The sequence below is a fragment of the Klebsiella sp. KP20-425-1 genome (assembly GCF_025813515.1).
GTDB lineage: Bacteria > Pseudomonadota > Gammaproteobacteria > Enterobacterales > Enterobacteriaceae > Klebsiella > Klebsiella pneumoniae.
Window position 1 is genome coordinate 592512 of the sequence record NZ_CP109614.1, and the last position, 23962, is coordinate 616473.

At 56.6% G+C, this 23962-nt stretch carries 27 protein-coding genes; 7 read left to right on the forward strand and 20 right to left on the reverse strand.

What is annotated here, in order from left to right; all coding sequences use genetic code 11:
• Nucleotides 1-62: 62 nt before the first annotated feature.
• Nucleotides 63-527, reverse strand: coding sequence for an OB-fold putative lipoprotein (locus tag OHJ17_RS02895; RefSeq protein ID WP_004150939.1), 465 nt, complete (start codon nucleotides 525-527; stop codon nucleotides 63-65).
• 307 nt (nucleotides 528-834) lie between these two features.
• Here OHJ17_RS02895 and OHJ17_RS02900 point away from each other — a divergent pair, with 307 nt between their 5' ends.
• Nucleotides 835-1245, forward strand: coding sequence for a Spy/CpxP family protein refolding chaperone (locus OHJ17_RS02900; RefSeq protein ID WP_004149907.1), 411 nt, complete (start codon nucleotides 835-837; stop codon nucleotides 1243-1245).
• Nucleotides 1246-1318: 73 nt separating this feature from the next.
• On the opposite strand, the gene OHJ17_RS02905 is transcribed toward OHJ17_RS02900, so the two are convergent.
• Nucleotides 1319-1486 (reverse strand): hypothetical protein, encoded by a 168-nt coding sequence (locus tag OHJ17_RS02905; RefSeq protein WP_002917926.1) that lies wholly within the window; start codon nucleotides 1484-1486, stop codon nucleotides 1319-1321.
• 24 nt (nucleotides 1487-1510) lie between these two features.
• Nucleotides 1511-2212 (reverse strand): pirin family protein, encoded by a 702-nt coding sequence (locus tag OHJ17_RS02910; protein ID WP_002917925.1) that lies wholly within the window; start codon nucleotides 2210-2212, stop codon nucleotides 1511-1513.
• A gap of 104 nt (nucleotides 2213-2316) precedes the next feature.
• Between OHJ17_RS02910 and OHJ17_RS02915 the strand changes: the two genes are divergently transcribed.
• Nucleotides 2317-3213: a LysR family transcriptional regulator gene (locus OHJ17_RS02915; protein WP_004144865.1), complete on the forward strand. Its 897-nt coding sequence runs from the start codon at nucleotides 2317-2319 to the stop codon at nucleotides 3211-3213.
• A gap of 41 nt (nucleotides 3214-3254) precedes the next feature.
• On the opposite strand, the gene OHJ17_RS02920 is transcribed toward OHJ17_RS02915, so the two are convergent.
• From OHJ17_RS02920 to OHJ17_RS02970, 11 genes are all read right to left on the reverse strand, one after another.
• Nucleotides 3255-3623, reverse strand: a complete 369-nt coding sequence (locus OHJ17_RS02920; RefSeq protein WP_002917923.1) for a DUF805 domain-containing protein — start codon at nucleotides 3621-3623, stop codon at nucleotides 3255-3257.
• Between the two features lie 126 nt (nucleotides 3624-3749).
• A complete protein-coding gene (locus tag OHJ17_RS02925; RefSeq protein WP_002917922.1) occupies nucleotides 3750-4736 on the reverse strand; it encodes a glutathione S-transferase family protein in 987 nt (328 codons plus the stop codon).
• Between the two features lie 80 nt (nucleotides 4737-4816).
• Nucleotides 4817-5209 carry a DoxX family protein gene (locus tag OHJ17_RS02930; RefSeq protein ID WP_002917920.1) on the reverse strand — a complete coding sequence of 131 codons (393 nt, stop codon included), beginning with the start codon at nucleotides 5207-5209 and terminating at the stop codon, nucleotides 4817-4819.
• 345 nt (nucleotides 5210-5554) lie between these two features.
• Nucleotides 5555-5851 carry a YqjK-like family protein gene (locus OHJ17_RS02935; protein WP_002917918.1) on the reverse strand — a complete coding sequence of 99 codons (297 nt, stop codon included), beginning with the start codon at nucleotides 5849-5851 and terminating at the stop codon, nucleotides 5555-5557.
• Entirely contained in the window at nucleotides 5848-6246 is a 399-nt protein-coding gene (locus OHJ17_RS02940; protein WP_002917917.1) for a phage holin family protein, read from the reverse strand. The genes OHJ17_RS02935 and OHJ17_RS02940 overlap by 4 nt, the downstream gene beginning before the upstream one ends.
• Before the next feature lie 2 nt (nucleotides 6247-6248).
• Complete coding sequence (locus tag OHJ17_RS02945) at nucleotides 6249-6554, reverse strand: ElaB/YgaM/YqjD family protein (RefSeq protein ID WP_002917916.1); 306 nt, start codon at nucleotides 6552-6554, stop codon at nucleotides 6249-6251.
• 45 nt (nucleotides 6555-6599) lie between these two features.
• Entirely contained in the window at nucleotides 6600-6968 is a 369-nt protein-coding gene (locus OHJ17_RS02950) for a DUF1090 domain-containing protein (RefSeq protein WP_004144860.1), read from the reverse strand.
• A 149-nt stretch (nucleotides 6969-7117) separates the two neighbouring features.
• Complete coding sequence (gene mzrA / locus OHJ17_RS02955) at nucleotides 7118-7495, reverse strand: EnvZ/OmpR regulon moderator MzrA (protein ID WP_072196900.1); 378 nt, start codon at nucleotides 7493-7495, stop codon at nucleotides 7118-7120.
• Nucleotides 7496-7503: 8 nt separating this feature from the next.
• Nucleotides 7504-8166, reverse strand: a complete 663-nt coding sequence (yqjA, locus tag OHJ17_RS02960; protein ID WP_002917909.1) for a DedA family general envelope maintenance protein YqjA — start codon at nucleotides 8164-8166, stop codon at nucleotides 7504-7506.
• A gap of 341 nt (nucleotides 8167-8507) precedes the next feature.
• The gene (exuR, locus tag OHJ17_RS02965; protein WP_002917907.1) at nucleotides 8508-9284 is read right to left on the reverse strand and encodes a transcriptional regulator ExuR; all 777 of its coding nucleotides are present in this window, start codon (nucleotides 9282-9284) and stop codon (nucleotides 8508-8510) included.
• 127 nt (nucleotides 9285-9411) lie between these two features.
• Entirely contained in the window at nucleotides 9412-10713 is a 1302-nt protein-coding gene (locus OHJ17_RS02970) for an MFS transporter (RefSeq protein WP_002917905.1), read from the reverse strand.
• Between the two features lie 480 nt (nucleotides 10714-11193).
• Here OHJ17_RS02970 and uxaC point away from each other — a divergent pair, with 480 nt between their 5' ends.
• The 3 genes from uxaC (at nucleotide 11194) to OHJ17_RS02985 (ending at nucleotide 14796) form a co-directional block, all read left to right on the forward strand.
• On the forward strand, nucleotides 11194-12606 hold the full coding sequence (gene uxaC, locus OHJ17_RS02975; protein ID WP_002917899.1) for a glucuronate isomerase: 1413 nt from the start codon (nucleotides 11194-11196) through the stop codon (nucleotides 12604-12606).
• A gap of 18 nt (nucleotides 12607-12624) precedes the next feature.
• The gene (locus tag OHJ17_RS02980) at nucleotides 12625-14112 is read left to right on the forward strand and encodes a UxaA family hydrolase (RefSeq protein ID WP_002917898.1); all 1488 of its coding nucleotides are present in this window, start codon (nucleotides 12625-12627) and stop codon (nucleotides 14110-14112) included.
• A 129-nt stretch (nucleotides 14113-14241) separates the two neighbouring features.
• Nucleotides 14242-14796: a YgjV family protein gene (locus OHJ17_RS02985; protein WP_002917897.1), complete on the forward strand. Its 555-nt coding sequence runs from the start codon at nucleotides 14242-14244 to the stop codon at nucleotides 14794-14796.
• 15 nt (nucleotides 14797-14811) lie between these two features.
• Here OHJ17_RS02985 and sstT read toward each other — a convergent pair whose 3' ends face one another.
• The 5 genes from sstT to OHJ17_RS03010 all read right to left on the reverse strand — a co-directional run bounded on the left by sstT (nucleotide 14812) and on the right by OHJ17_RS03010 (nucleotide 19754).
• A complete protein-coding gene (gene sstT / locus OHJ17_RS02990; RefSeq protein ID WP_002917895.1) occupies nucleotides 14812-16059 on the reverse strand; it encodes a serine/threonine transporter SstT in 1248 nt (415 codons plus the stop codon).
• A gap of 266 nt (nucleotides 16060-16325) precedes the next feature.
• A complete protein-coding gene (locus OHJ17_RS02995) occupies nucleotides 16326-17297 on the reverse strand; it encodes a TerC family protein (protein WP_004144845.1) in 972 nt (323 codons plus the stop codon).
• Nucleotides 17298-17568: 271 nt separating this feature from the next.
• Nucleotides 17569-18558 (reverse strand): Gfo/Idh/MocA family protein, encoded by a 990-nt coding sequence (locus OHJ17_RS03000; RefSeq protein ID WP_004181399.1) that lies wholly within the window; start codon nucleotides 18556-18558, stop codon nucleotides 17569-17571.
• A 73-nt stretch (nucleotides 18559-18631) separates the two neighbouring features.
• A complete protein-coding gene (locus OHJ17_RS03005) occupies nucleotides 18632-19132 on the reverse strand; it encodes a M48 metallopeptidase family protein (RefSeq protein ID WP_032433604.1) in 501 nt (166 codons plus the stop codon).
• 19 nt (nucleotides 19133-19151) lie between these two features.
• Nucleotides 19152-19754 carry a helix-turn-helix domain-containing protein gene (locus OHJ17_RS03010; protein ID WP_023158296.1) on the reverse strand — a complete coding sequence of 201 codons (603 nt, stop codon included), beginning with the start codon at nucleotides 19752-19754 and terminating at the stop codon, nucleotides 19152-19154.
• A 43-nt stretch (nucleotides 19755-19797) separates the two neighbouring features.
• Between OHJ17_RS03010 and OHJ17_RS03015 the strand changes: the two genes are divergently transcribed.
• Both OHJ17_RS03015 and rlmG read left to right on the forward strand, forming a co-directional pair.
• On the forward strand, nucleotides 19798-20505 hold the full coding sequence (locus OHJ17_RS03015) for a B3/B4 domain-containing protein (protein WP_002917889.1): 708 nt from the start codon (nucleotides 19798-19800) through the stop codon (nucleotides 20503-20505).
• Nucleotides 20506-20590: 85 nt separating this feature from the next.
• Entirely contained in the window at nucleotides 20591-21721 is a 1131-nt protein-coding gene (gene rlmG, locus OHJ17_RS03020) for a 23S rRNA (guanine(1835)-N(2))-methyltransferase RlmG (RefSeq protein ID WP_002917887.1), read from the forward strand.
• Nucleotides 21722-21829: 108 nt separating this feature from the next.
• Here rlmG and OHJ17_RS03025 read toward each other — a convergent pair whose 3' ends face one another.
• On the reverse strand, nucleotides 21830-23851 hold the full coding sequence (locus tag OHJ17_RS03025; protein ID WP_032433601.1) for an NADPH-dependent 2,4-dienoyl-CoA reductase: 2022 nt from the start codon (nucleotides 23849-23851) through the stop codon (nucleotides 21830-21832).
• Between the last annotated feature and the right edge of the window lie 111 nt (nucleotides 23852-23962).

A 23962-nucleotide genomic window follows, 5' to 3' on the forward strand; every position in this document is an offset into this window, starting at 1 on the left:
AAAGGATGAATGGCTGTCCACGACGCTATACCAAAAGAACGCGGCTTATCGGTCAGCTACCGTTATTTAACCACCTTAGGATTCTGTAGCGTCGGGATCGTGGAATCTTGCACCTGATGAACCTGGCCGACGATCGTAGCGACGCTGCCGTTGCTTAAAGCCTCTACGTCTGCGCTGTTATGCGAGCCAAAATTAAAGGTAAGACGTTTATCCGTTTTATTCTGTTCATCTCGCATGGTCACGATAAAATAGTAGCTGCCGGCGATACCGCTCTTCCGACGAATGTCGACAATCACCCCGCGTACCTTGACCCATTTACCCAGATAATCGCTGCTGGCCTTCGCCGGGTTGAGAGTAAACGGCTGCAGGAACTGAGCCACTGAATACGTCTGCATCGAAGCGACGGCGTCATCTCCGGGTTGAAATAATTTGTCTCCCGCGGAATAAAAGGCTTTAGAAGCCAGGCCGCAGCCGCTTAACAGCGAGATGACAAAAACCAGCGGTAATACGCGAAAACGTAATAACATCTCAATCTCCTTATCTATTTTTAAATGATATCCTTGATGCGCTGGATAACGTAATATGCGCTAATTAAATTAAAGGAAAAGTCACCACTGTCAAATATTTTGCCTGCTGTTGAAATTAAAATAAAAACTGGTGATGTTAGGGCGTCAAATATATAAGTTAACACAGTATTCATATTTTATATGTTTTAGTGAAGTATATTAGTGCTGTGGATATATATAATGTTTGGCTATCATTTTTTACATTTATTCACTGCGCCCTGTAAAATAATAATCCGCTATTTCTGCCACCTTTACTTCAGGAAAAAAAATGAAATTGATAACCCGTATTGCCTTTGCCACGCTGTTGACCACCGGTTTCTCTATCACGGCTCAGGCCGCAGACGTTAAGGCGGCGCCAGCACCGGCGCAGGATCCTATTGTTCAGCACTTAAAACTTACCAACGATCAGGTCGCGAAAATTAAAAGCCTGCATCAGCAGTTGGAGAGTAATGTCCAGCAGATTTCCCAACAGGAAATTAAAGACGGGGCTCTGATAAACGTGATTGATTCCGGTAAATGGGATGAAAAAGCGGTCAACGATCAGCTGGCGGCCTTCAGCAAGATTGATCAGCAGGTGCGTTATTACCGCGTGAAGTACTATTTTGAGGTGAATAAGGTACTGACGCCGGAGCAGCGCACGCAGGTGAAAAAAGATCTTGCCGACGCGCTGAGTGAATAATGCCATCGGCCCCTCGCGGGGCCGATATCTTCTTCAGGCCATTAATGAAAATCAACCCAGCCATTTTGCCGTTTCAGGCGAGACTTTCTTCATCCCGCAGGCGGATCTCCGCTTCGGCAACAATGGCTTCCAGTTCGCTAAGCATCTCATCATAACCAAAGCTGGCGGCCCCGGCGACTTGCGGTTGCACCGGAGCTAACGGCGTTGGTGACGCCTTTTTTCTGTTTTTCTTCTTACTCACTGACAGACTCCATCACTTCCGTTGTTACACCGGTAAATCTATCAGCAAAGCGCGCAGCGGCGTATCGGCGACGAGGGTAATGTTAGCTTCGTCACGAATAAATGCGCCGTCACCGCAGGTGAGAGCCTGCTTTTGCTGTTCCTGTGCGACGGCATGGACGGAGCCGTGAATCGACTGCAGGTAGGCGCGTGGACCATGTAATTGCACGTTGATCTGCTCACCTTTCTCCAGCGCGATATGGTAGACCCAGGCCTGTTGGCGAAGCTGGAGGCTGTTATCACCGCCCTCCGGAGAGGCCAGCAGCTGCAGCGTCGCGTCTGCGACATTGATTTTCTGCTGCAGCGGGTTTTCCCGCTGCGGGCAGGCATCAAGCCAAAGTTGCATTCGCGTTAACGACTGCTCTTTACTCAGATTATGCTCGCTATAGCTCACGCCAGGCTGGGTGGCGATCAGCAGCGCTTCACCGGCTTTGGCCTGCACGTGGTTGCCGTCGCTGTCGCGATACTCCGCTTCGCCTTCCAGAATCAGGTTCAGGATATCGACTTTTGGGTACGTTCTAGCCTGGAAGGAAGCGCCGGGCGCCAGCACTTCCTGGTTGAGGACGCGCAAGGATGCGAAGCCCAGTAATTTCGGGTCGAAGTAGTGGCCAAAGGAGAAGGTGTAGCGGGCCTGCAGCCAGCCGAAGTCTGCTTGTCCGCATTGTTTGGCTGTTCGGGTAGTAATCATGTTCTTGACCTCTCTTTACACTAAATCAATGGTAAAGGTATGGACGCTGTATTGTTAGCCAGATATTCTGCCCGGTATGTTCAAATTTCCTGAATGAGAAAGCGATGGCCAAAGAGAGAGCATTAACGCTGGAAGCGTTACGCGTGATGGATGCGATCGACCGGCGCGGAAGCTTCGCTGCCGCGGCTGATGAGCTGGGACGCGTGCCTTCCGCCCTGAGCTACACCATGCAAAAACTGGAGGAGGAACTGGACGTGGTGCTGTTTGACCGCTCAGGTCATCGCACGAAGTTCACTAACGTTGGAAGAATGCTGCTGGAGCGCGGGCGCGTGCTGCTTGAAGCGGCGGATAAACTCACCACCGATGCTGAAGCCCTGTCGCGTGGTTGGGAAACCCACCTGACGATCGTTACCGAAGCGCTGGTGCCCACTCCGGATCTGTTTCCGCTGATTGAGAAACTGGCGACTAAATCAAACACCCAGCTGTCGATTATCACTGAGGTGCTGGCCGGCGCCTGGGAGCGGCTGGAGCAGGGGCGGGCGGATATCGTTGTCGCACCGGATATGCATTTTCGTTCCTCTTCGGAGATTAACTCGCGCAAACTCTATTCGGTGCTCAGTGTGTACGTCGCGGCGCCGGATCACCCGATCCATCAGGAGCCGGAGCCGCTCTCTGAGGTTACCCGCGTGAAATACCGCGGCGTCGCGGTGGCGGATACCGCGCGCGAGCGGCCCGTCCTCACCGTTCAACTGCTGGATAAACAGCCGCGTTTAACGGTGAGTACGATAGAAGATAAACGTCAGGCGCTACTGGCCGGACTGGGCGTGGCGACTATGCCCTATCCGCTGGTGGAGAAGGATATTGCCGAAGGTCGCCTGCGGGTCGTCAGCCCGGAATACACCAATGAAATTGACATTATCATGGCCTGGCGACGGGACAGTATGGGCGAAGCGAAGTCCTGGTGTCTGCGTGAGATCCCCAAGCTGTTTGCCGGCAGATAGTGATGAAGACGCTCCTCCCGCTAGCGGGAGGAGCAGGAAGATTAGTAGGAAAAGGGTTTCGGATCGGGCCCGAAGCGATTATTGCCTTCGGTGCCGCGCTGGCAGTTAAAGATCAGGATCACCAGCCAGCCGATGACCGGGATCAACAGCAGCAATAGCCACCAGGCCGAACGATCGGTGTCATGCAGACGGCGAAATTGCACCGCCCACCACGGTAAAAAGACCAGTACGCCATAGATAGTGGTCAGAATGCCTTCGCCGCCAGCCCGCTGCCAGCCCAGCATTTTATCGATGATGCTCAATACGCCGGTCAGGATGAGGTTGACCAGAATAAACATCCAGTACTCTTTGCGCCGCGCACGGCCGCCAAATCCTATATAGTTTTTTAATACCTTGAGATACCAGTCCATTTCTACGCCTCAATTAACCGTCAATCACTTGTTTTTTAAGCGATCGCAATAAGAATAGACGTGAATGAATGGTGGGTAAATATCTGTTTTCTGAATTATTGGGCGCCATCACTGGCGCCCGACAGATCAACGGAAGCGCTGATCGCGACCGTGCGGTTCGTTGAGATCCTGCTGCGGCCCAATGGAAATAATACCGGTAGGGTTAATGGTTTTATGGCTGCGGTAATAGTGGTGACGGATATGCGGAAAACTCACCGTCTCGGCGATACCCGGCATCTGGTAGATGTCGCGCAGGAAACCATACAGATTGAGGTAATCGCTGATGCGCCGTTTATCGCATTTAAAATGGGTCACATATACCGGGTCGAAGCGTACCAGCGTTGTCCACAGGCGAATGTCGGCTTCCGTTAGCTGATTGCCCGTCAGATAGCGATGCTGGCCGAGGATCTGCTCCAGCCGCTCCAGCGAGGTAAAGACCGCATCCACCGCTTCGTCGTAAGCTTGCTGGCTGGTGGCAAAGCCGGCTTTATACACGCCGTTGTTGACGTTGTCATAGATCCAGCCGTTCAGCTCATCGATTTGTTCCCGCAGCGCTGGCGGGTAGTAATCCCCGGCCCGGGCGCCAAGGCCATCGAAGGCGGTATTGAACATGCGGATGATTTCTGCCGACTCATTGCTGACGATGGTCTGCTGTTTTTTATCCCACAGCACCGGCACGGTCACGCGTCCGGTGTAGTGCGGGTCGGCGTGCAGATACAGCTGATAGAGAAAGTCATGCTGGTAGAGGGTATCGCCGGTGGCTTCCGGGAAGCTATCGTCAAAGGTCCAGCCGTTTTCCAGCATCAGCGGATTGACCACGGATACGGGGAGAAAAGGCTCCAGACCTTTTAATTTACGCATAATTAACGTGCGATGCGCCCACGGGCAGGCGAGAGAAACATACAAATGATAGCGATCCTTTTCCGCTGCAAAACCGCCTTCACCGCTGGGGCCAGCCGCGCCGTCGGCGGTCAGCCAGTTACGGAAGGCGGAAACGGAACGTTTAAAACGCCCACCGGTGGATTTTGTGTCATACCAGGTATCCTGCCAGACGCCGTCGACTAATTGTCCCATCTTTGCTCCTCCTTCAGACTACAGATAGCAAAAGCGAGGAGTGGTCTCCTCGCTTTTTTCATTCATTCAGTATAGTGCGCTTACCATTTCTTATTCAGTACACGGTCAATACTGAAGGCGCCCGGTCCGGTAATGGCCAGCAGCAGGTAACCGCCCGCAATGGTCAGGTTCTTCATGAACATCAGGGAGTTCACGCCTTCCGCAAAGTTGCTATGGAACAGGAACGCGGTCAGCAGCGTAAAGCCCGCAGTGAACAGCGCGGTGGTCCGGGTCAGGAAACCGAACAGAATCGCCAGACCGCCGCCGAACTCAAGGAGGATGGTCAGCGGCAGCAGCGCGCCCGGGACGCCCATGGCTTCCATATACTGCTGGGTTCCCGCATAACCGGTGATTTTGCCCCATCCTGCAGTGATAAACAGAATCGGCATCAGAATACGCGCTACCAATACACCAACATCTTCTAATTTTTTCATTTGTTACTCCAGAAAACCCAAAGGGCGGCGGTTTTGTTTTTTAGTGCAATCCCGCGTAGTTACGCGGTGTTGCTGTCGATGGAGAGGATAGTAGCGAGGCGGAGAGGGAATTGTTAGCAAGGAAAACTGTAGATCTATTTCAAAGTTTCTGAGCAATCAGTACGCGGAGGCGAAAGCGTACCGAACGCGATGGGCCACCACCGGACCTGGTATGGCGTAAGGTAAAGGGCGTCGTAGAGAAGGGCGCGCTACGGAAAAGGCGCATGTTGCTGCGAACAGCGTGCAGTAAGGGACAGGGAAATGGCAGAGCGTGGGCGCCAGGGAAAGCGCCCACGCTCAGGGCCGCTAGCGAACTGCCGACTGGCGCAGGATCCCGCGCACCAGGCGCCAGGTGCTCCACAGTCCGAGTCCGCGTTTGGTCCAGCGCATTAAAAAATGCGGATGTCGTACGGACCATACGGCCATCAGACCGCTGCCAACCATCAGCCACGAACGTAAACTCAGCAGCGTATGCCAGCCGCGGTCGAGGGGCGCAGTCGCCTCGTGCCAGTGACGGCGGCAGGCGCTGAGCTCCAGCCGTTGCTGCTGGATCTGGCGCAGCAGCTGCGTCTTTTGCCGTTCACGCTCCTGTCGGCCATTCACGATTTATCCTCCTCCAGAAGGGCACGGTCGTTCTCCAGCTCTTTACGCGTTAGACGCAGCAGCGTGGAGCGGCGCGCCTTACGTAGGGTTAGGATACCCACGATCGCGGCGGCAAGGAGCAGCACAACGGTGGTGGCGATCATCACGTGCAGGCGGTACTGAGCGTCAACGGCCCAGATAACCAGCACCAGCAGACTCATGAGGCCAAACGCGGCAAACAGCAGCGTCAGTCCGGTCATGATCAGCAGCTGGAAGAGGTTGGCTTTCTCCTCCTCCAGCTCCACGACGACCAGACGCAGCCGCGTTTCCACCATTTCGACCAGCAGCGTGACGATGCGCTGACCAATGGAGAAAACGCGCTGACCCGGTCCCTGCGTGTGTTGAGTATTCGCCATAATCAGCGACGCGACAGCAGGACACCCAGCACCAGCCCGACGGCGGCGCCAATTCCTACCCCAGTCCACGGATTTTCGCGAACATAATCATCCGCTCGCGCGGCGGTCTCACGAGTTTGACGAAGAATCGCTTCGCTGGTTTCACCCAAACGAGCGCGGCTCTCTTTCAGCGCGCTCTCGGCTTTACTGCGCAGTTTACCCATCTCTTCTTTCGACTTGTCCGCCGAGGAATTTAGTACTTCCTCCAGGGTATCCGCCAGCGTTTTCAGTTCTGCACGAAGGTCGTCAGTCACATTCTCTTTAGCCATGTCGTTCTCCTGTAGCGTGGTCCGTGTTGCGAAAGTTAATGGTGATTAGTAATCCCGAGACTCCAGCGTTTTTAACTCCTGTTGCGCTTCATTGAGTTTATGCTGGCGTTTGTTAATTTTGTCCGCATCGCCTTTCTTCCGGGCTTCCTGCAGATCGCGCTGACGTTCAGCGATCTCTTCCCGCTGTTTGGCAATTTTTTGCTGATGATCGGCTTTGAGTTTACTGTCGCTACAGTTTTCCCGAACCTGACGTAGCGCGGTATTTAGCCCATCAATGCGACTTTGATTATGATGCTTTTCGGCGTAGCTGATCTCTCGTTGAATATCCTGCTCTTTTTCCTGGCAGGGAGAGGCGGCTAGGGCGCTGGCGCTAAGTGAAGTCAGGACCAGAAGCAGAGCGATGCGGTGTTTCATGGATAGTACCTTCCATTGTCTGAGGGGATACCCGGAGGATATACCCGTTCCCGTTGGTGAACGTGAATGCGTTGATTCCCGCAGGTTTAAGCATAGTAACAAATGCGGGAAACCACCAGACTGGGTTAAAAACGCAGTCTGGCGGCAGCTTACCCGAGGCGATGCGGCGCGTCGCGCAGGCGGGATAGCCAGGCGGTGGGCGAGTTATCGTCCTCCAGCAGGGCAATAATATAACCATGTGGCAGAGCGCGGCCGAGAACTTCTTTCGCCGCCGCGCCCTGGGCGGTGGAATCGAACTTAATCAGCAGACCATCCTTCTGTGGCGTGATGCTTTTAAAGCGGATGCCGTTGGCATCGAGATGATGCCAGACGGAGAAACCGTCCGGCATTCCGATACCCTGGCCAACCGGGCGGATCGCCAGCGTGGCCTCCTGCTGCTGCACCGCCAGCCAAAGCCAGAACAGGGCGCCGAGCAGAAGAGAACCACCCAGCAGCCAGCAGAACTGGCGCAGGGAAGGGCGTTTCATGACCATCATTAGCCCCGGCTTCTGTATTTTTTCTTCCACAGCACCACCAGCGAGCCGATCAGTCCGAAGACCAACAGGGCAACCGGCAGGAGCATCAGGCAGGACATCAGCTGATCTTCATACTTGAGGAATACCGGGGTTTTACCCAGCAGATAGCCAAGCGAGGTCAGGATGAGCACCCACAGCAGGCCGCTCATCCAGTTGAAAAACTGAAAACGGGCGTTATTAAGGCCGGAAAGCCCGGCGATGGTGGGCAGCAGCGTGCGTACGAAGGCGATAAAGCGGCCGATCAGCAGCGCGGAGAGCCCATGCTTATGAAACAAGTGATGCGCACGCTGGTGATAGTGCGAAGGCAGGTGTGACAGCCAGTTTTGCACGATCCGCGTATTACCCAGCCAACGCCCCTGAATATAGCTTAGCCAGCAGCCGAGGCTGGCGGCGGCGGTGAGCAGCAGCAAAGTTTCCGGAAAACCCATCGCCCCTTTGGCGATCAGCACGCCCACGAGCACGAGCAGACTATCCCCCGGTAAAAACGCGGCAGGCAATAACCCGTTCTCAAGGAACAAAATCATAAACAAGACAAAATACAGCATGCCTATCATGGAGGGATTCGCGAGCGTTTCGTAATCCTGAGCCCACAAGGCATTCAATAACTGGGTAAATAGTTCCATTCACGATTCCTGGTACATCGGTTAACGGCACGTCTGAGCGCGTGGCATATAGGGCGACAAGATTTTTATGAGATTATGGTCGCTGCTTAGGCGCTCTGAACGCTTCCCTGTATAAGACTGAAGTAAGTAAATACCTACCCCCCAGAACGACAAAATGCATCTAATTGTAACAAATCACCTGACTTTCCGTCAGAGAAATTGCAAGGTGTTGCTCGTTGATTTTGCTGATTGCGGAGATGGGAGGCGAGAGGATTTACACAGGCTGACACTATATATGACTTGCTTACTCCAGCCTCACTGTCAGACAGGCGCGCAGGGGGGCGCGCCGGAGGGATAAGGCCTTATTTCGCGCCGTTGACTGCGGTATCGAGATGAACGACTGGGTTTTCGGCAAATAAGTAGCGATCGGCATTAAATTCAAAGTCATCGCTGGTTTCGTTGAACAACATTTGCTTGGTATTTTCCAGATGCTGCCACATCGCCAGCTTGGCGGCGTTGGGATCTTTTCGCAGCAGAGCTTTCAGGATCTGATCGTGGTCGTCGCACCAGTTATCGACCGTACGCAGGTCGATATGCTCATGCAGCTTTTTCCAGTAGGGGTTATGCACGCGCTGGGTCCACATCTTTTCCACGATCGCCGCCAGCGCGCTGTTCTGCGTCGCCAGCGCCACCTGGACGTGAAACTGCAGGTCCCACTCGGAGTCGCGGAAACATTTCTCGTTACGCGCTTTCTCCTGAATCTCCATCAGCTTCATGATGTCCTGTTTGGTCACCTGAGTCGCCGCGAATTCGGCAATATTGCTTTCAATTAGCTGCCGCGCCTGCAGCAGTTCAAAGGGGCCATAGTTGGCGAACTCAAGGCTTTCATCGGCCACCTGCTGGTATTTCGGATGGTTGGAGATAACGTGGATACCCGACCCTTTGCGGACTTCGACATACCCTTCCACTTCCAGCATGATAATGGCTTCACGAACCACGGTGCGGCTGACGTTTTTTTCATCGGCGATGAAGCGCTCGGCGGGCAGCTTATCCCCTACAAGGTAGACACCTTGTTCGATGCGCGTCTTCAGCTCAGCGGCAAGCTGCTGATATAGACGGCGTGGTTCAATGATTTCCATATTCGCTCCCGGAAGATGGCGACAATATTCGATTTGTTATACCACTTTTACGCGCTTTCCACCACTGGCAGACATGAAAAAGCCGCCTGAGAAGGCGGCTTGATCGGCGATTACCTTGCCATTCGATCTAACTCTGCGTGACCGGTTTGCGACTGCTAAGCGGCGTCGAGTCATCGTCAGCCGGTTTGTTTTTCAGCACCGTCCAGATAACCAGCGCGCCCAGCAGGTCAAAGACGGCCAGTACCGCAAACAGCGGGCTAAAGCCGATGGTATCCGCCAGCGCGCCGACAACCAGGGCGAACATGGTGCTCGCCAGCCAGGCGGCCATCCCGGTCAGACCGTTGGCGGTAGCGACTTCGTTACGGCCAAAGACGTCGGAAGAGAGGGTAATCAGCGCCCCGGACAGCGCCTGGTGAGCGAACCCGCCGATGCACAGCAGGGCAATCGCCACGTACGGGCTGGTGAACAGGCCGATCATCCCCGGGCCAATCATCAGCAGGGCGCCCATGGTGACCACCATTTTACGCGACACGATCAGGTTGACGCCAAACCAGCGCTGGAACAGCGGCGGCAGATATCCGCCGACGATGCAGCCGAGGTCGGCGAACAGCATCGGCATCCAGGCGAACATGGCGATCTCTTTCAGGTTAAAACCGTAAACTTTGAACATGAACAGCGGGATCCAGGCGTTAAAGGTCCCCCAGGCCGGCTCGGCGAGGAAGCGCGGCAGGGCGATACCCCAGAACTGACGGTTGCGCAGGATTTGCCACGGCGACATTTTCTTCGCGTTATTGGTCTGATGCTGAGACTCCTGACCGCCAATGATGTAGTCACGTTCTTCGTCAGATAATTTTTTCTGGTCGCGCGGGTGTTTGTAGAAGATAAGCCAGGCGATGGCCCAGGCGAAGCTCAATACCCCGGAGATGATGAACGCCATCTGCCAGCTGTGCATGACAATCGCCCACACCACCAACGGCGGCGCGATCATGGCGCCAATAGAGGAACCCACGTTGAAGTAGCCCACTGCGATAGAGCGCTCTTTTGCCGGGAACCACTCTGAGCTGGCCTTCAGGCCGGCGGGGATCATTGCGGCCTCCGCTGCGCCGACTGCGCCACGGGCCAGCGCCAGTCCACCCCAGCTGCCGGCCAGCGCCGTTGAGCCGCAGAATACCGCCCAGGCGATGGCGAAGAAGGCATAGCCAATTTTGGTCCCCAGAATATCAAGGACATACCCCGCGACGGGCTGCATAACGGTATAGGCAGCGGAATAGGCTGCAATGATATAGGAGTACTGTTGGGTCGAAATGTGTAACTCTTCCATCAGCGTCGGCGCGGCCGCCGCTACGGTGTTACGGGTCAGGTAGCCCAGCACGGTGCCCAGCGTCACCAGCGCGATCATGTACCAACGTAACCCTTTAATTTTACGCATGTAAACCTCATCGTCTGTTATCTTTCCGCATCAGGTGCGGCCTTTACCGAGCGCAATAAGCGGCCGGGAAAGCGAAACGGAGGATTCAGGAGGGTAGTCCCCTCTGGCCTGAACCTTACCATCAGTTGTTATGTTGAAAGTCGGTATCCATTCCGTATAAGCCGATGCCATAAGCACCGGTAATGCATTCCGTCGGTTTATATGTTGCGACGGCAGAAAGATAACTTGTCATACAACTTTAAAAGTTGAGAGCTGTCACAAAAGTGGGAAAGTTAGTGTGGTCTTTATCCCTTGCCTGGAAAGCCAGAGATGGCGCGCTCTGGCGAGGTGTTTTGCTCCAGGGCGGTCATTTTTTTATCGACGTTTATTGATCTAACTCACGAAAAACAGTTCGGTCTGTAGAAATTGGTGTGATAACTTTGTCAGCATTGTAGTCAATCATCTGAAAGGCTCCCGCACTGGAGCGAAGAGGACACGCGAATGACATCGTTTATGACTGAAGATTTTCTACTTGATACCGAGTTTGCCCGCCGTCTGTACCATGATTACGCCAAAGATCAGCCGATTTTCGACTACCACTGCCACCTTCCGCCGCAGCAGGTTGCCGAAAACTATCGCTTTAAAAACCTGTATGACATCTGGCTGAAAGGCGATCACTATAAATGGCGCGCAATGCGCACTAACGGCGTGCCGGAGCGTCTGTGTACCGGTGATGCGTCCGATCGCGAGAAATTTGACGCCTGGGCGGCCACGGTTCCGCACACTATTGGCAACCCGTTATACCACTGGACCCATTTAGAGCTGCGTCGACCTTTTGGTATTACAGGTAAGCTGTTGTCGCCATCCACCGCCGATGAGATCTGGGACCAGTGTAATGATTTGCTGGCTCAGGATGCCTTCTCCGCCCGCGGAATCATGAAGCAGATGAATGTGAAGATGGTCGGTACCACCGACGATCCGATTGATTCTCTTGAGCACCACGCGGCTGTCGCCAAAGACAACTCCTTTGACATCAAAGTGCTGCCGAGCTGGCGCCCGGATAAAGCCTTCAACATCGAGTTGGCGACCTTCAATGATTATATGGCTAAGCTGGGCGAGGTATCCGATACCGATATTCGCCGCTTCGCTGACCTGCAAAGCGCCCTGACCAAACGTCTGGATCATTTTGCCGCACACGGCTGCAAAGTCTCCGATCATGCGCTGGACGTGGTGCTGTTTGCCGAAGCGACCGACGCCGAGCTGGATGACATTCTGGCGCGCCGCCTGGCTGGCGAGACCCTTAGCGAACACGAAGTGGCGCAGTTCAAAACCGCGGTGCTGGTGTTCCTCGGCGCAGAGTATGCCCGTCGCGGCTGGGTCCAGCAGTACCACATTGGCGCGCTGCGTAACAACAACCTCCGTCAGTTCAAACTGTTAGGGCCAGACGTCGGCTTCGACTCGATCAACGATCGTCCGATGGCGGAAGAGCTGTCTAAGCTGCTGAGCAAGCAGAACGAAGAAAACCTGCTGCCGAAAACGATTCTCTACTGCCTGAACCCGCGTGATAACGAAGTGCTGGGCACCATGATCGGTAACTTCCAGGGTGAAGGCATGCCAGGCAAGATGCAGTTCGGCTCCGGCTGGTGGTTCAACGATCAGAAAGACGGTATGGAGCGGCAGATGACCCAGCTGGCGCAGCTCGGGCTGCTGAGCCGCTTCGTCGGGATGTTGACCGACAGTCGCAGCTTCCTCTCCTACACGCGCCACGAATACTTCCGCCGCATTCTGTGCCAGATGATCGGCCGTTGGGTGGCTGCCGGCGAAGCGCCTGCGGATATCGCGCTGCTGGGCGAGATGGTGAAAAACATTTGCTTTAACAATGCGCGTGACTATTTCGCCATTGAACTGAACTAAGGCCAGAGGTCGGTTGATATGCAATACATCAAAATCCATTCGCAGGATAACGTCGCGGTCGCGCTGACGGATATCGCTGCCGGTAGCGTGGTGACGATTGATAATGACTCGGTCACCCTCGGCCAGGATATCGTTCGCGGCCACAAGTTTGCACTGCGCGCTATCGCGAAAGGGGAAAACGTCGTTAAGTACGGGTTGCCGATTGGCCATGCGCTGGCGGATATCGCGCCGGGCGAGCATGTTCATGCGCACAATACGCGCACCAATCTCAGCGACCTTGACGCGTATCGCTATCAACCGGACCTGGTTGCCCAACCGCCACAGCCTGCGGATCGCGAAGTACAGATTTATCGTCGCGCCAACGGTGACGTCGGCGTGCGCAATGAGCTGTGGATCCTGCCGACCGTCGGCTGCGTCAACGCGATGGCCAGACAAATGCAGAACCGTTTCCTGAAAGAGACGTATGGCGCTGAGGATATTGATGGGGTACATCTCTTCAGCCACACCTATGGCTGCTCGCAGCTTGGGGACGATCACATCAACACTCGCACCATGCTGCAAAATATGGTTCGTCACCCGAACGCCGGGGCGGTGCTGGTGGTTGGCCTTGGCTGTGAAAACAACCAGGTGGAGGCCTTTCGCGAGACGCTGGGCGAGTTTGACCCGCAGCGCGTGCACTTTATGGTTTGCCAGCATCAGGACGATGAAGTGGAGGCGGGGGTTGAGCATCTGCATCAGCTGTATGAAGTGATGCGTCAGGATAAACGCCAGCCGGGCAAGCTCAGCGAGCTGAAGTTTGGCCTCGAGTGCGGGGGATCGGACGGCCTGTCGGGCATTACCGCTAATCCGATGCTGGGCCGCTTCTCAGACTATGTGATCGCCAACGGCGGCACTACCGTGCTGACCGAAGTGCCGGAGATGTTCGGCGCTGAACAGTTGTTGATGAGCCACTGCCGCGACGAAGCGACCTTCGACAAGCTGGTGACCATGGTCAATGACTTTAAGCAGTACTTTATTGCTCACGACCAGCCTATTTACGAAAACCCCTCGCCGGGTAATAAGGCCGGAGGGATCACTACCCTCGAAGATAAGTCGCTGGGCTGTACTCAGAAAGCGGGCTCCAGCCAGGTGGTGGATGTTCTGCGCTACGGCGAGCGCCTGAAGGTTCATGGTCTGAATTTACTGAGCGCGCCGGGCAACGACGCGGTCGCCACCAGCGCGCTGGCCGGCGCCGGCTGCCATATGGTGCTGTTCAGCACCGGTCGCGGCACGCCGTACGGCGGCTTTGTGCCAACGGTGAAGATCGCCACCAATAGCGAGCTGGCGGCGAAGAAAAAGCATTGGATCGACTTTGATGCCGGGCAGCTGCTCCACGGCAAAACGATGCCGCAGCTGCTGGAAGAGTTTGTGGATGCCATTGTAGCCTTCGCCAACGGTAAACCGACCTGTAATGAGCAGAATGACTTCCGCGAGCTGGCCATCTTTAAAAGCGGTGTTACCCTGTAAAGGCGTATTTGCGTTGGCGCCCAGAGGCTTGGTTTGTGTATCGGCCTGATAGCGTAGCGCCATCGGGCTCGTAACAGCGGCGTTTCAGCCAGTGAAGCGCCGTTTGTTTTTTTCAGTCAGGGAGCTTACATGACCGCGTATTGGCTGGCCCAGGGGGTCGGCGTCATCGCCTTTCTTATCGGCATTACCACCTTTATCAACCGCGATGAACGCCGTTTCAGGCTACAGCTGGCGGTCTATAGCGCTATTATCGGCGTTCATTTTTTCCTGATGGGCGCCGGGCCGGCTGGAATGAGCGCCGGGCTCAATGCGCTTCGCACGGTCATTTCCTTACGCACCCGTAGTCTGTGGGTGATGACAGTCTTTATCCTCCTGACGTTGATTCTCGGCCTGGGTAAACTGCAGCATGCCATGGAGCTGTTGCCGATCATTGGCACCGTCGCCAGCACCTGGGCGCTGTTTCGCTGCAAAGGGCTAACCGTCCGCTGCGTGATGTGGTGCTCCACCGCCTGCTGGGTCACGCATAATCTGTGGTTGGGTTCCATTGGCGGGACGCTGATAGAAGGCAGTTTCCTGATCGTCAACGGGCTGAACATCATTCGCTTCCGCCGGATGCAAAAGCGCGGTATCGATCCGTTTAAGGTTGAAAACGCAGTACAGGAAGAGAGCCCCTCCGCCCGATAGCGGAGGGGAAAGGCGTTATCCGCGCAGGGCGTTTTTCGCCAGCTGGTCGTCTTCCGCCATGCAGGCCGCGGCGGTAAACAGGGCGTCGGTGGAGGAGTTCAGCGCGGTTTCGCAGGAGTCCTGCAGCACGCCGATAATAAAGCCAACGGCAACCACTTGCATCGCCACATCGTTCGGGATCCCAAACATATTACAGGCCAGCGGGATCAGCAGCAGCGAGCCGCCCGCCACGCCGGAGGCGCCGCAGGCGCACAGCGAAGCGACCACGCTCAGCAGCAGCGCCGTCGGCAGATCCACCGGAATATTCAGCGTATGCACCGCCGCCAGCGTCAGCACGGTGATGGTGATTGCCGCGCCAGCCATATTAATGGTCGCCCCCAGTGGAATAGAGACCGAATAGGTGTCGCGATCCAGATTCAGCTTCTCGCACAGCGCCATATTCACTGGAATGTTGGCGGCGGAGCTGCGGGTGAAGAACGCGTAAACGCCGCTTTCGCGCAGGCAGGTGAGCACCAGCGGATAGGGGTTGCGGCGGATCTTCCAGAACACCAGCAGCGGATTAATCACCAGCGCTACCAGCAGCATACAGCCCACCAGCACCAGCAGCAGCTGGGCATAGCCCCACAGGGTCTCGAAACCGGTGGTCGCCAGGGTGGAAGATACCAGGCCGAAGATCCCCAGCGGCGCAAAGCGGATCACCACTTTAACGATAAAGGTCACCGCGTGGGAGACGTCGTTGATCAGGTTTTTGGTGGTGTCGTTACCATGACGCAGGGCGAAGCCAAGCCCCACCGCCCACACCAGAATGCCGATATAGTTGGCGTTCAGCAGAGCGTCGATCGGGTTGGACACCATGCTCATCAGCAGGCCGCGCAGCACCTCAACAATCCCCGACGGCGGCGTGATGCTGTCGGCGGCGGTGGTTAAGTGCAGGGTCGAGGGAAAGAGAAAACTGAACAACACCGCGGTCAGCGCCGCGCTAAAGGTGCCCAGCAGATAGAGAAACAGAATGGGGCGTATACTGGTTTTTTGTCCGTGCTGATGGTTGGCGATCGAGGCCATGACAAGCATCAATACCAGCACCGGCGCTACCGCTTTTAACGCGCCGACGAACAGGGTCCCCAGCAGACCGACGGCGATAGCCGCAGGCTTAGAGACCAGCGCCAACAGTACGCCAAGCACCAGGCCGATTAAAATTTGTTTCACCAGGCTGCCTTGCGCCAGGCGGGAGAGCCACCCTGATGAGGGAGTGCGTGTTGTCATAATTCATTCCTTCCAGTGATGTAGCAAGCCATCCCAGCCACGTATTATTTTTTACGTTTATGTCAGGATGTAAGTAGATGTTTGCATAGTCGAGTATACGGAAAGAAAGACTGGCGGGAAGCGTAAAATACTGTGATTTTAATATGGATCTTATTTTTTAACTGCGTAGCAACATAATTGTGACATGAGCAGGTATTCTCGTTACGAGAACGTCTGCTATAGCTGATTACCGCGCCGCCAGCGAGGGCCGACGGCGCGGTAGCAGATTACTCTGGCAGTTTGCGCTGCTTGTCGTGCTGCCTGTTGACCCAGGCGTTAATCAGCAGCGTGACGGCCAGGATGCCGCCCACCACGCCCAGCGAGATGGCAACCGGGATATGGTAGAAGTCGACGATCAGCATCTTCACGCCAATAAACACCAGGATCACCGACAGACCGTATTTGAGCATCGAGAAGCGCTCAGCGACCCCCGCCAGCAGGAAGTACATGGCGCGCAGGCCGAGGATGGCGAACAGGTTCGAGGTCAGCACGATAAACGGATCGGTGGTGACCGCGAAGATTGCCGGGATACTGTCGACGGCGAAAATCACGTCGCTCAGTTCCACCAGAATCAGCACCAGCAGCAGCGGGGTGGCGAACAGCACCCCGTTTTTACGGGTGAAGAAGCGCTCGCTCTCGATTTTATCGGTCATCCGCAGATGGCTGCGGATCCAGCGCACCAGCGGTTTATCGCCGATGCCGGAGTCGTCCTCTTTCGCCAGCGCCATCTTCACGCCGGTAAACAGCAGGAAGGCGCCAAAGACGTACAGCAGCCAGTCGAACTGCGAAATCAGCCAGCTGCCGGCGAAGATCATAATGGTACGCAGAACGATCGCGCCCAGTACGCCATACACCAACACCCGGCGCTGCAGAGCAGGCGGTACGGCGAAATAGCTGAACAGCATCAACCAGACGAAGACGTTATCGACCGCCAGCGCTTTTTCAATCAGATAACCGGTGAGGAAGGCTAAGGCCTGCGGATCGGCGACGGCCCGGCCCTGGGTTTGCACCAGATACCACCAGAAGGCGGCGTTGAACAGCAGAGAAAGCGTGACCCAGAGGATTGACCAGCCAGCGGCCTGTTTCATGGTCATGCTATGCGAACCGCGTCGTCCCTGAAGCAGCAGGTCGATTGCCAACATGATCGCGACAACGACAGCGAATCCACCCCATAGCAACGGCGTGCCGACAGTATTCATTTGATATTCCTTACATAAAAACAAAACGGCTGACGTCGGAAGACGGCAGCCGCTGCGCTTTTATGCATAGACCTCGCCTTCCGGCAAGGTCTCACTTACAACAACCAAAGTACATCGCGATGGGCTTTGGTTATTGCCCGGCGACCGGATGCGGTATTGCACGCATCGTAATGACGATCCACCGGCAAGGAAGTTACTCCCCTTTGCACGTAACAAAATATGTCACAGGGCGGTTTTCGTCAATGGCGGCCGGTCGGGCCTTTACACTCTTTTACGCCAGCGGCTGCGTATCGGCCGGGAAGATCACCCCGGTCTGGCGACGAATTTCGCTGGACAGTTTGGCGGTGATCCGGCTCACCGCCAGGCCCGGGTGATCCACATCCTGTGTCTCCACCAGCCGCGCAAAGGTCTCCGCCTCATACAGCATGGTATTAATGTGCTGGGGCTGCGTCAGGTCCTGGGCTTTACCGCCGCGCGGCACAAACGCCAGCTTCTGACATTCGGAGATTTTTTCGATCACTAACGCGCCGTCTTCGCCCTGAATTTCACTGGGGATCGCGGAATCGCTAACTTTGGAGTGATGCAGCGTCACGTCGAAGTCGCCATAGCTCAGCACCACGGTGCCCTGGGCGTCTACGCCGCTGTCCAGCAGGCTGGCGGTGGCAAGAACGGCCTGCGGCTCGCCCCACAGCGCCACAGCGGACGCCAGGCAATAGAAGCCGATATCCATAATCGAACCGTTAGAGAACGCCGGGTTAAAGGTGTTGGGGTTTTCGCCGTCAAGGTAGCGCTGATAGCGCGAGGAGTACTGACAGTAGTTGATAAAGGCTTTGCGTAGTTTGCCCACTTTAGCGAGCGTTTCTTTCAGTAGGAGAAAGTTAGGCAGACTGGCGGTTTTAAAGGCTTCAAACAGCACCACGTTATTTTCTTTCGCCAGCGCTATCGCCGCCTCGACTTCCTGCAGGTTCGACGCCAGCGGCTTTTCGCAAATGACGTGCTTCTTATGGCTCAGGAACAGCCGGGTCTGCGGAAAGTGCAGCGAGTTCGGGCTGGCAATATAGACCGCGTCAACGTCAGGGCTCTGTGCCAGTTCATCGAGCGAGGTAAACAGATGCTCGACCGGATAGTCTTTGGCGAAGGCTTGCGCCTGTTCGAGGCTGCGGGAGTAGATGGCGGTAAGTTTATATTTGCCGGTTTCATGGGCGGCATCGACAAACTGCTTGGTGATCCAGTTTGTGCCAACAACTGCGAAACGTATCATAAACGTTGACGAACTCCGTTAAAGGGAACCTGCCGCCACTCTATCATGCCGTCATGACAAAACCAGTGCGTCACTACGCAGAACGATTTAACGAAAGGTGCGTCAGCCACAGGCGGGTGTCGAACTCCAGCTGGTGGTACTGCGGCTCCATATGGCAGCACAGCTGATAAAAAGCCTTGTTGTGATCCTTCTCTTTCAGATGCGCCAGTTCATGAACCACGATCATCCGCAGAAAGGCTTCCGGCGCGTCGCGAAATACCGTCGCCACGCGAATTTCCGCTTTAGCTTTCAGCTTACCGCCCTGCACGCGGGAAATGGCGGTATGCAGGCCGAGCGCATTGTTCAGCACGTGGATCTTACTGTCATACATCACTTTGTTGATCGGCGCCGCGCCGCGCAGAAAGCGGTTTTTCAAGTCCTGGGTGTACTGATACAGCGCTTTATCGTTGTTAACGTCGTGCCCTTGCGGATAGCGCTTTTGCAGCACCTCGCCGAGGCGGTCTTGCTCGATTAACGTGGTCACCTGCGCCAGCAGCGATTCAGGATAGCCCTGTAAATAAATGAGTTTTGTCATCGTCTTATCATTATGTCTGTCAGGAGGGCAGTTCAGCCACGGTCATGGTAAAGACCAGCGGCGCGGTACCCTCATTGCGGTAACCGTGCTCTATTTCGGTGCGGGCCACCGCCGATTCCCCGGCCGCCACCGTGCGGCAGGTCTCGCCAAGCGTCAGCGTCAGCGCGCCGGCTTCCACGTGCAGCAGCTCGAAGGTTGTTGCCGGGTGGCCGGGCGAGGTAAAGGCTTCGCCGGGCTGCATATCCCAGCGCCACAGCTCAATCATATTCGGCCCGGCGGTGCCGGCGAGGAGCCTGGCGCTGCCCCCCAGCGGGCCTTGCCAGAGGGTGGGGATCTGCTCGGCGGGAATAATATGCAACGCGGGTTCGCTTGCCACATTGACAATATCCGCTACCGATACGCCCAGCGCGGCGGCGAGTTTGCAGAGGATCGCAATGCTGGGATTGGCGGCCTCTTTTTCCATCTCGACCAGCATACCTTTGCTGATGCTGGCCCGGCGCGACAGCTCGTCCAGCGACATTTTTTTCGCTTTACGGTAGGCCTTCAGCCGCGTGGCGACGGCGCGACTTACCTGGTCGACATCAGATCCTGAATCGGTCGTTATATTGACTTTTACGTTCATTGGTCACTATGATGAAACAAATTGGTCATTACAGGATTATCGAATGCGTAGCGTAACGCCGTCAATCGAATCTGCGGTCAGCCGCCTGGCGCCGGGCTTTCGGGCATTAAGTATTGTGGTGGAGAGCGCGCCGGTGGCCGATCCCGCCGTCGCGGAGCAGGCGCTGGCCGAGGCCTGCCTGGCGGTGCAGCAGGATGATGTGCCCTGGGCGCAAGCGCACCTGGCGGCATGGGATGAAGCGTTCAGCGCCTTCGGCGCGAAGGCGAAACGTACCCCCTGTTCGGCGCAGGCGCTGCGCAAGCGGGTGCTGAAAGAGGGGAGCCTGCCGGCCATCGATCCGGTGGTGGATATCTACAACGCGATCAGCATTCGCTATGCCGTCCCGGTCGGTGGGGAAAATCTGGCCGCCTACCGTGGCGAACCGCGGCTGGCCATTGCCCGCGGCGATGAGCCATTCGATACGCTAAAATCGGCAGAGCCGGTAGTGGAATATCCGGAGCCGGGCGAAGTCATCTGGCGGGATGATATAGGCGTAACCTGCCGACGCTGGAACTGGCGACAGGGCGTGCGCACCCGGCTGGACAGCGGCGCGCAGACGATGTGGTTTATTCTCGAAAGCCTGCCGGCGATGCCGTTGTCGGCCCTGCATGAGGCGGGAGAGCGGCTGGTAGGTTATCTGCAGCAGCTGATGCCCGGCGCTCGCGCGTCGATAACGCTGCTGCGAGCCGATGACGAGGGCGATCTACGCTGAGCGGCGATGATCAGCGATCTCTCTTCAACTGGACAGGATTTGCGTATAAACTCGCGGGTTTTACTATTCCGGAGGCGGAGAGGCGATGAGCCAGGCAGAGTTAAACGGTGAGTTATTCACATTAGAGCGGTTCCCACCTAACGCTGAAGAAGAAGCGCTTCAGGCATGGGAAGCGGCGGATGAATATCTGCTGCAACAGGTGAATGACGTCGACGGCCTGACGCTCATCTTCAACGACGGCTTCGGCGCGCTCGCCTGCGCGCTGGCGGAGCGCAACCCGGTCAGTATCAACGACTCCTTTATTTCCGAGCTGGCGACCCGCCACAACCTGCGGATGAACGGTATCGATGAAGAGAGCGTGCGCTTTCAGGATAGCCTGAGCCCGCTACCGGCCGCGCCGGCGCTGGTGCTGATTAAGGTGCCAAAACAGCTGGCGCTGCTGGAACAGCAGCTGCGCGCCCTGCGCGAAGTAGTTACGCCGGAAACCCGCATCATCGCCGCGGCGAAAGCCCGTGATGTGCACAACTCGACGCTGGCGCTGTTTGAAAAAATCCTCGGCACCACCACCACCTCGCTGGCGTGGAAAAAAGCGCGTCTGATCCACTGCGTTTTCACCGCTCCTGAGCTTGCCGATGCGCCGCAAACCTACAGCTGGAAGCTGGACGGCACGCCGTGGACCATCCATAACCACGCCAACGTTTTTGCCCGCAGCGGGCTGGATATCGGCGCGCGTTTCTTCTTGCAGCATTTACCGTCTGATCTAGAAGGCGAGATCGCCGATCTCGGCTGCGGCAACGGGGTGATTGGCCTGCAGGCGCTGGCGCAAAACCCGAACGCGCGGGTCATGTTTACCGATGAGTCGCACATGGCGGTGGCTTCCAGCCGGTTGAACGTCGAGCGCAATCTGCCGGACGATATCGCACGCTGTGAATTTATGGTCAACAACTCGCTCTCCGGCATTGAGCCCGACCGCTTTACGGCGATTCTGTGTAATCCGCCGTTCCATCAGCAGCACGCTATTACCGACCATATCGCCTGGCAGATGTTTAACGATGCCCGCCGCAGCCTGAAATACGGCGGCGAGCTGTACGTCGTCGGCAACCGCCACCTCGATTACTTCCGTAAGCTGAAGCGTGCGTTTGGTAATTGCACGACGATTGCGACGAACAATAAGTTTGTCATTTTGAAAGCAACGAAGGTGCGTAAGCAGCGCTGATTCTTGTCGCGGTTTCCCCCGGCTCGCGGCTGTCGCCTTAGCCGGGCTAGCGTGCGGGATTATCGTGGTAGCCCGGGGAAGGCGCATCGCGCCGCCCCCGGGACAGGGCTAAATCGCCAGCGCCAGTTTAGTGCCCTGGGCAATCGCCCGACGCGCATCCAGCTCCGCCGCCACGTCGCAACCGCCGATGAGATGCACCGTTTTCCCCGCCGCGCGCAGCGGATCCGCCAGCTCGCGGCGCGGCTCCTGACCGGCGCAGATCACCACCTGATCGACCGCCAGCAGTTGGCGCTCGCCGCCGATAGTGACATGTAACCCTTCATCATCGATCTTTTCATAGCTGACCGCCGGGATCATTTTCACCCCGCGCGCCAGCAGCGTCGCGCGGTGGATCCAGCCGGTGGTTTTGCCGAGCCCTTCGCCCGGTTTGCTGGCTTTGCGCTGCAGCATCACAATCTGTCGCGGGCTTTTACTCAGTTGCGGGCCTTCAGCACTCAGCCCTCCCGCCGTTTGCAGGCTGGTATCGATACCCCATTCGCGGCAGAACTCGCCGATATCCTGGCTGGTGGCCGCGCCCGACTGGCTTAAAAACATCGCGGTGTCGAAGCCGATGCCGCCGCAGCCGATAATCGCCACCTTCGCGCCAACCGGCGCTTTATCGCGCAAGACATCAAGGTAGCTCAGCACTTTTGGATGATCGATCCCATCGATCGCCGGCAGGCGCGGGGCGATACCGGTGGCGAGGATCGTCTCATCGAACGCCAGCAGATCGTCTGTCGTGACGCGGGTGTTCAGGCGTAGATCGACACCATGAAGATCGAGCATGGTGCGGTAGTAACGCAGCGTCTCGTGAAACTCCTCTTTGCCGGGGATCTGTTTGGCGATATTAAACTGACCGCCGATCTCCGGGAGCGCATCAAACAACGTGACGTGATGACCGCGGGCGGCGGCGTTAACGGAGAAGGCCAGACCGGCCGGCCCGGCGCCGACCACCGCCAGCCGTTTAGGCGCGTTGGCAGGCAGGACCGGCATCAGGGTTTCATGACAGGCGCGCGGGTTGACCAGACAAGAGGTGATTTTGCCGGCGAAGATCCGATCGAGACACGCCTGGTTGCAACCGATGCAGGTATTGATCTCCCTGGCGCGATCGCGCTGCGCTTTCGACATAAATTCGGCGTCGGCGAGGAACGGGCGGGCCATCGATACCATATCGGCATCGCCGCGGGCGAGAATATCCTCCGCGACCTGCGGATCGTTGATGCGGTTGGTGGTGATCAACGGGATCGACACCGCGCCCTTCAGCTTGCGGGTGACCCAGCTGAAAGCTCCGCGCGGTACCGGCGTGGCGATGGTCGGGATGCGCGCTTCGTGCCAGCCAATCCCGGTGTTGATGATGGTCGCTCCCGCCGCTTCAATCGCTTTGGCCAGTTCAGTGACTTCCGCCAGCGTGCTGCCGTCGTTGACCAGATCGAGCATCGACAGACGGTAAATGATAATGAAATCGTGGCCGGCGCGCTGGCGCACCGCCTTAACCACCTCTACGGCGAAACGCATGCGCCTGGCATAATCGCCGCCCCATTGGTCGTCGCGCTGGTTGGTGCGCGCGGCGAGAAATTCGTTAATCAGATAGCCCTCAGAGCCCATCACCTCGACGCCGTCATAGCCCGCTTCGCGCGCCAGCTGGGCGCAGTGGGCAAAATCATCGATCAGCGTCAGGATCTCATCGTGGCTCAGTTCATGGGGGGTAAAACGGTTGATCGGCGCCTGTAGCGCCGAGGGGGCCACCAGCGCGGGCTGGTAGCTGTAACGGCCGGTGTGCAGGATCTGCAGAGCGATTTTGCCGCCTTCCTGATGTACCGCGTCGGTAATATGGCGATGGTGCGCCAGATGGCTGGCATCGTTGAGTACCGCGCCGCCGGCCATGGTGACGCCAGAGGGCGCCGGAGCGATGCCGCCGGTGACGATCAGCGCCACGCCGTGACGGGCGCGTTCGGCGTAAAAGGCCGCCAGCCGCTGCGCGCCGTCCGGCAGCTCTTCCAGCCCGGTGTGCATTGAGCCCATCAACACGCGGTTTTTGAGCGTTGTGAAGCCCAGCTCAAGCGGGGCGAAAAGCGACGGATAGCGGCTCATAGTGGCTTCCAATGTAAAATTATTGTTATGTGGTCGGATGAGTTACTAATTTAGCCGTCGCGGAGAAAAAGGGAAAAGGGGAGTGCGGTGATTGTGATGGGATTCAAAGAA

What these genes read in the sequence shown, in the direction of transcription:
- OHJ17_RS02895 (WP_004150939.1), bottom strand. Translation starts at nt 527, where the DNA reads ATGTTATTACGTTTTCGCGTATTACCGCTGGTTTTTGTCATCTCGCTG.
- OHJ17_RS02900 (WP_004149907.1), top strand. Translation starts at nt 835, where the DNA reads ATGAAATTGATAACCCGTATTGCCTTTGCCACGCTGTTGACCACCGGT.
- OHJ17_RS02910 (WP_002917925.1), bottom strand. Translation starts at nt 2,212, where the DNA reads ATGATTACTACCCGAACAGCCAAACAATGCGGACAAGCAGACTTCGGC.
- OHJ17_RS02915 (WP_004144865.1), top strand. Translation starts at nt 2,317, where the DNA reads ATGGCCAAAGAGAGAGCATTAACGCTGGAAGCGTTACGCGTGATGGAT.
- OHJ17_RS02920 (WP_002917923.1), bottom strand. Translation starts at nt 3,623, where the DNA reads ATGGACTGGTATCTCAAGGTATTAAAAAACTATATAGGATTTGGCGGC.
- OHJ17_RS02925 (WP_002917922.1), bottom strand. Translation starts at nt 4,736, where the DNA reads ATGGGACAATTAGTCGACGGCGTCTGGCAGGATACCTGGTATGACACA.
- OHJ17_RS02930 (WP_002917920.1), bottom strand. Translation starts at nt 5,209, where the DNA reads ATGAAAAAATTAGAAGATGTTGGTGTATTGGTAGCGCGTATTCTGATG.
- OHJ17_RS02940 (WP_002917917.1), bottom strand. Translation starts at nt 6,246, where the DNA reads ATGGCGAATACTCAACACACGCAGGGACCGGGTCAGCGCGTTTTCTCC.
- OHJ17_RS02945 (WP_002917916.1), bottom strand. Translation starts at nt 6,554, where the DNA reads ATGGCTAAAGAGAATGTGACTGACGACCTTCGTGCAGAACTGAAAACG.
- OHJ17_RS02950 (WP_004144860.1), bottom strand. Translation starts at nt 6,968, where the DNA reads ATGAAACACCGCATCGCTCTGCTTCTGGTCCTGACTTCACTTAGCGCC.
- mzrA (WP_072196900.1), bottom strand. Translation starts at nt 7,495, where the DNA reads ATGAAACGCCCTTCCCTGCGCCAGTTCTGCTGGCTGCTGGGTGGTTCT.
- yqjA (WP_002917909.1), bottom strand. Translation starts at nt 8,166, where the DNA reads ATGGAACTATTTACCCAGTTATTGAATGCCTTGTGGGCTCAGGATTAC.
- exuR (WP_002917907.1), bottom strand. Translation starts at nt 9,284, where the DNA reads ATGGAAATCATTGAACCACGCCGTCTATATCAGCAGCTTGCCGCTGAG.
- OHJ17_RS02970 (WP_002917905.1), bottom strand. Translation starts at nt 10,713, where the DNA reads ATGCGTAAAATTAAAGGGTTACGTTGGTACATGATCGCGCTGGTGACG.
- uxaC (WP_002917899.1), top strand. Translation starts at nt 11,194, where the DNA reads ATGACATCGTTTATGACTGAAGATTTTCTACTTGATACCGAGTTTGCC.
- OHJ17_RS02980 (WP_002917898.1), top strand. Translation starts at nt 12,625, where the DNA reads ATGCAATACATCAAAATCCATTCGCAGGATAACGTCGCGGTCGCGCTG.
- OHJ17_RS02985 (WP_002917897.1), top strand. Translation starts at nt 14,242, where the DNA reads ATGACCGCGTATTGGCTGGCCCAGGGGGTCGGCGTCATCGCCTTTCTT.
- sstT (WP_002917895.1), bottom strand. Translation starts at nt 16,059, where the DNA reads ATGACAACACGCACTCCCTCATCAGGGTGGCTCTCCCGCCTGGCGCAA.
- OHJ17_RS02995 (WP_004144845.1), bottom strand. Translation starts at nt 17,297, where the DNA reads ATGAATACTGTCGGCACGCCGTTGCTATGGGGTGGATTCGCTGTCGTT.
- OHJ17_RS03000 (WP_004181399.1), bottom strand. Translation starts at nt 18,558, where the DNA reads ATGATACGTTTCGCAGTTGTTGGCACAAACTGGATCACCAAGCAGTTT.
- OHJ17_RS03005 (WP_032433604.1), bottom strand. Translation starts at nt 19,132, where the DNA reads ATGACAAAACTCATTTATTTACAGGGCTATCCTGAATCGCTGCTGGCG.
- OHJ17_RS03010 (WP_023158296.1), bottom strand. Translation starts at nt 19,754, where the DNA reads ATGAACGTAAAAGTCAATATAACGACCGATTCAGGATCTGATGTCGAC.
- OHJ17_RS03015 (WP_002917889.1), top strand. Translation starts at nt 19,798, where the DNA reads ATGCGTAGCGTAACGCCGTCAATCGAATCTGCGGTCAGCCGCCTGGCG.
- rlmG (WP_002917887.1), top strand. Translation starts at nt 20,591, where the DNA reads ATGAGCCAGGCAGAGTTAAACGGTGAGTTATTCACATTAGAGCGGTTC.
- OHJ17_RS03025 (WP_032433601.1), bottom strand. Translation starts at nt 23,851, where the DNA reads ATGAGCCGCTATCCGTCGCTTTTCGCCCCGCTTGAGCTGGGCTTCACA.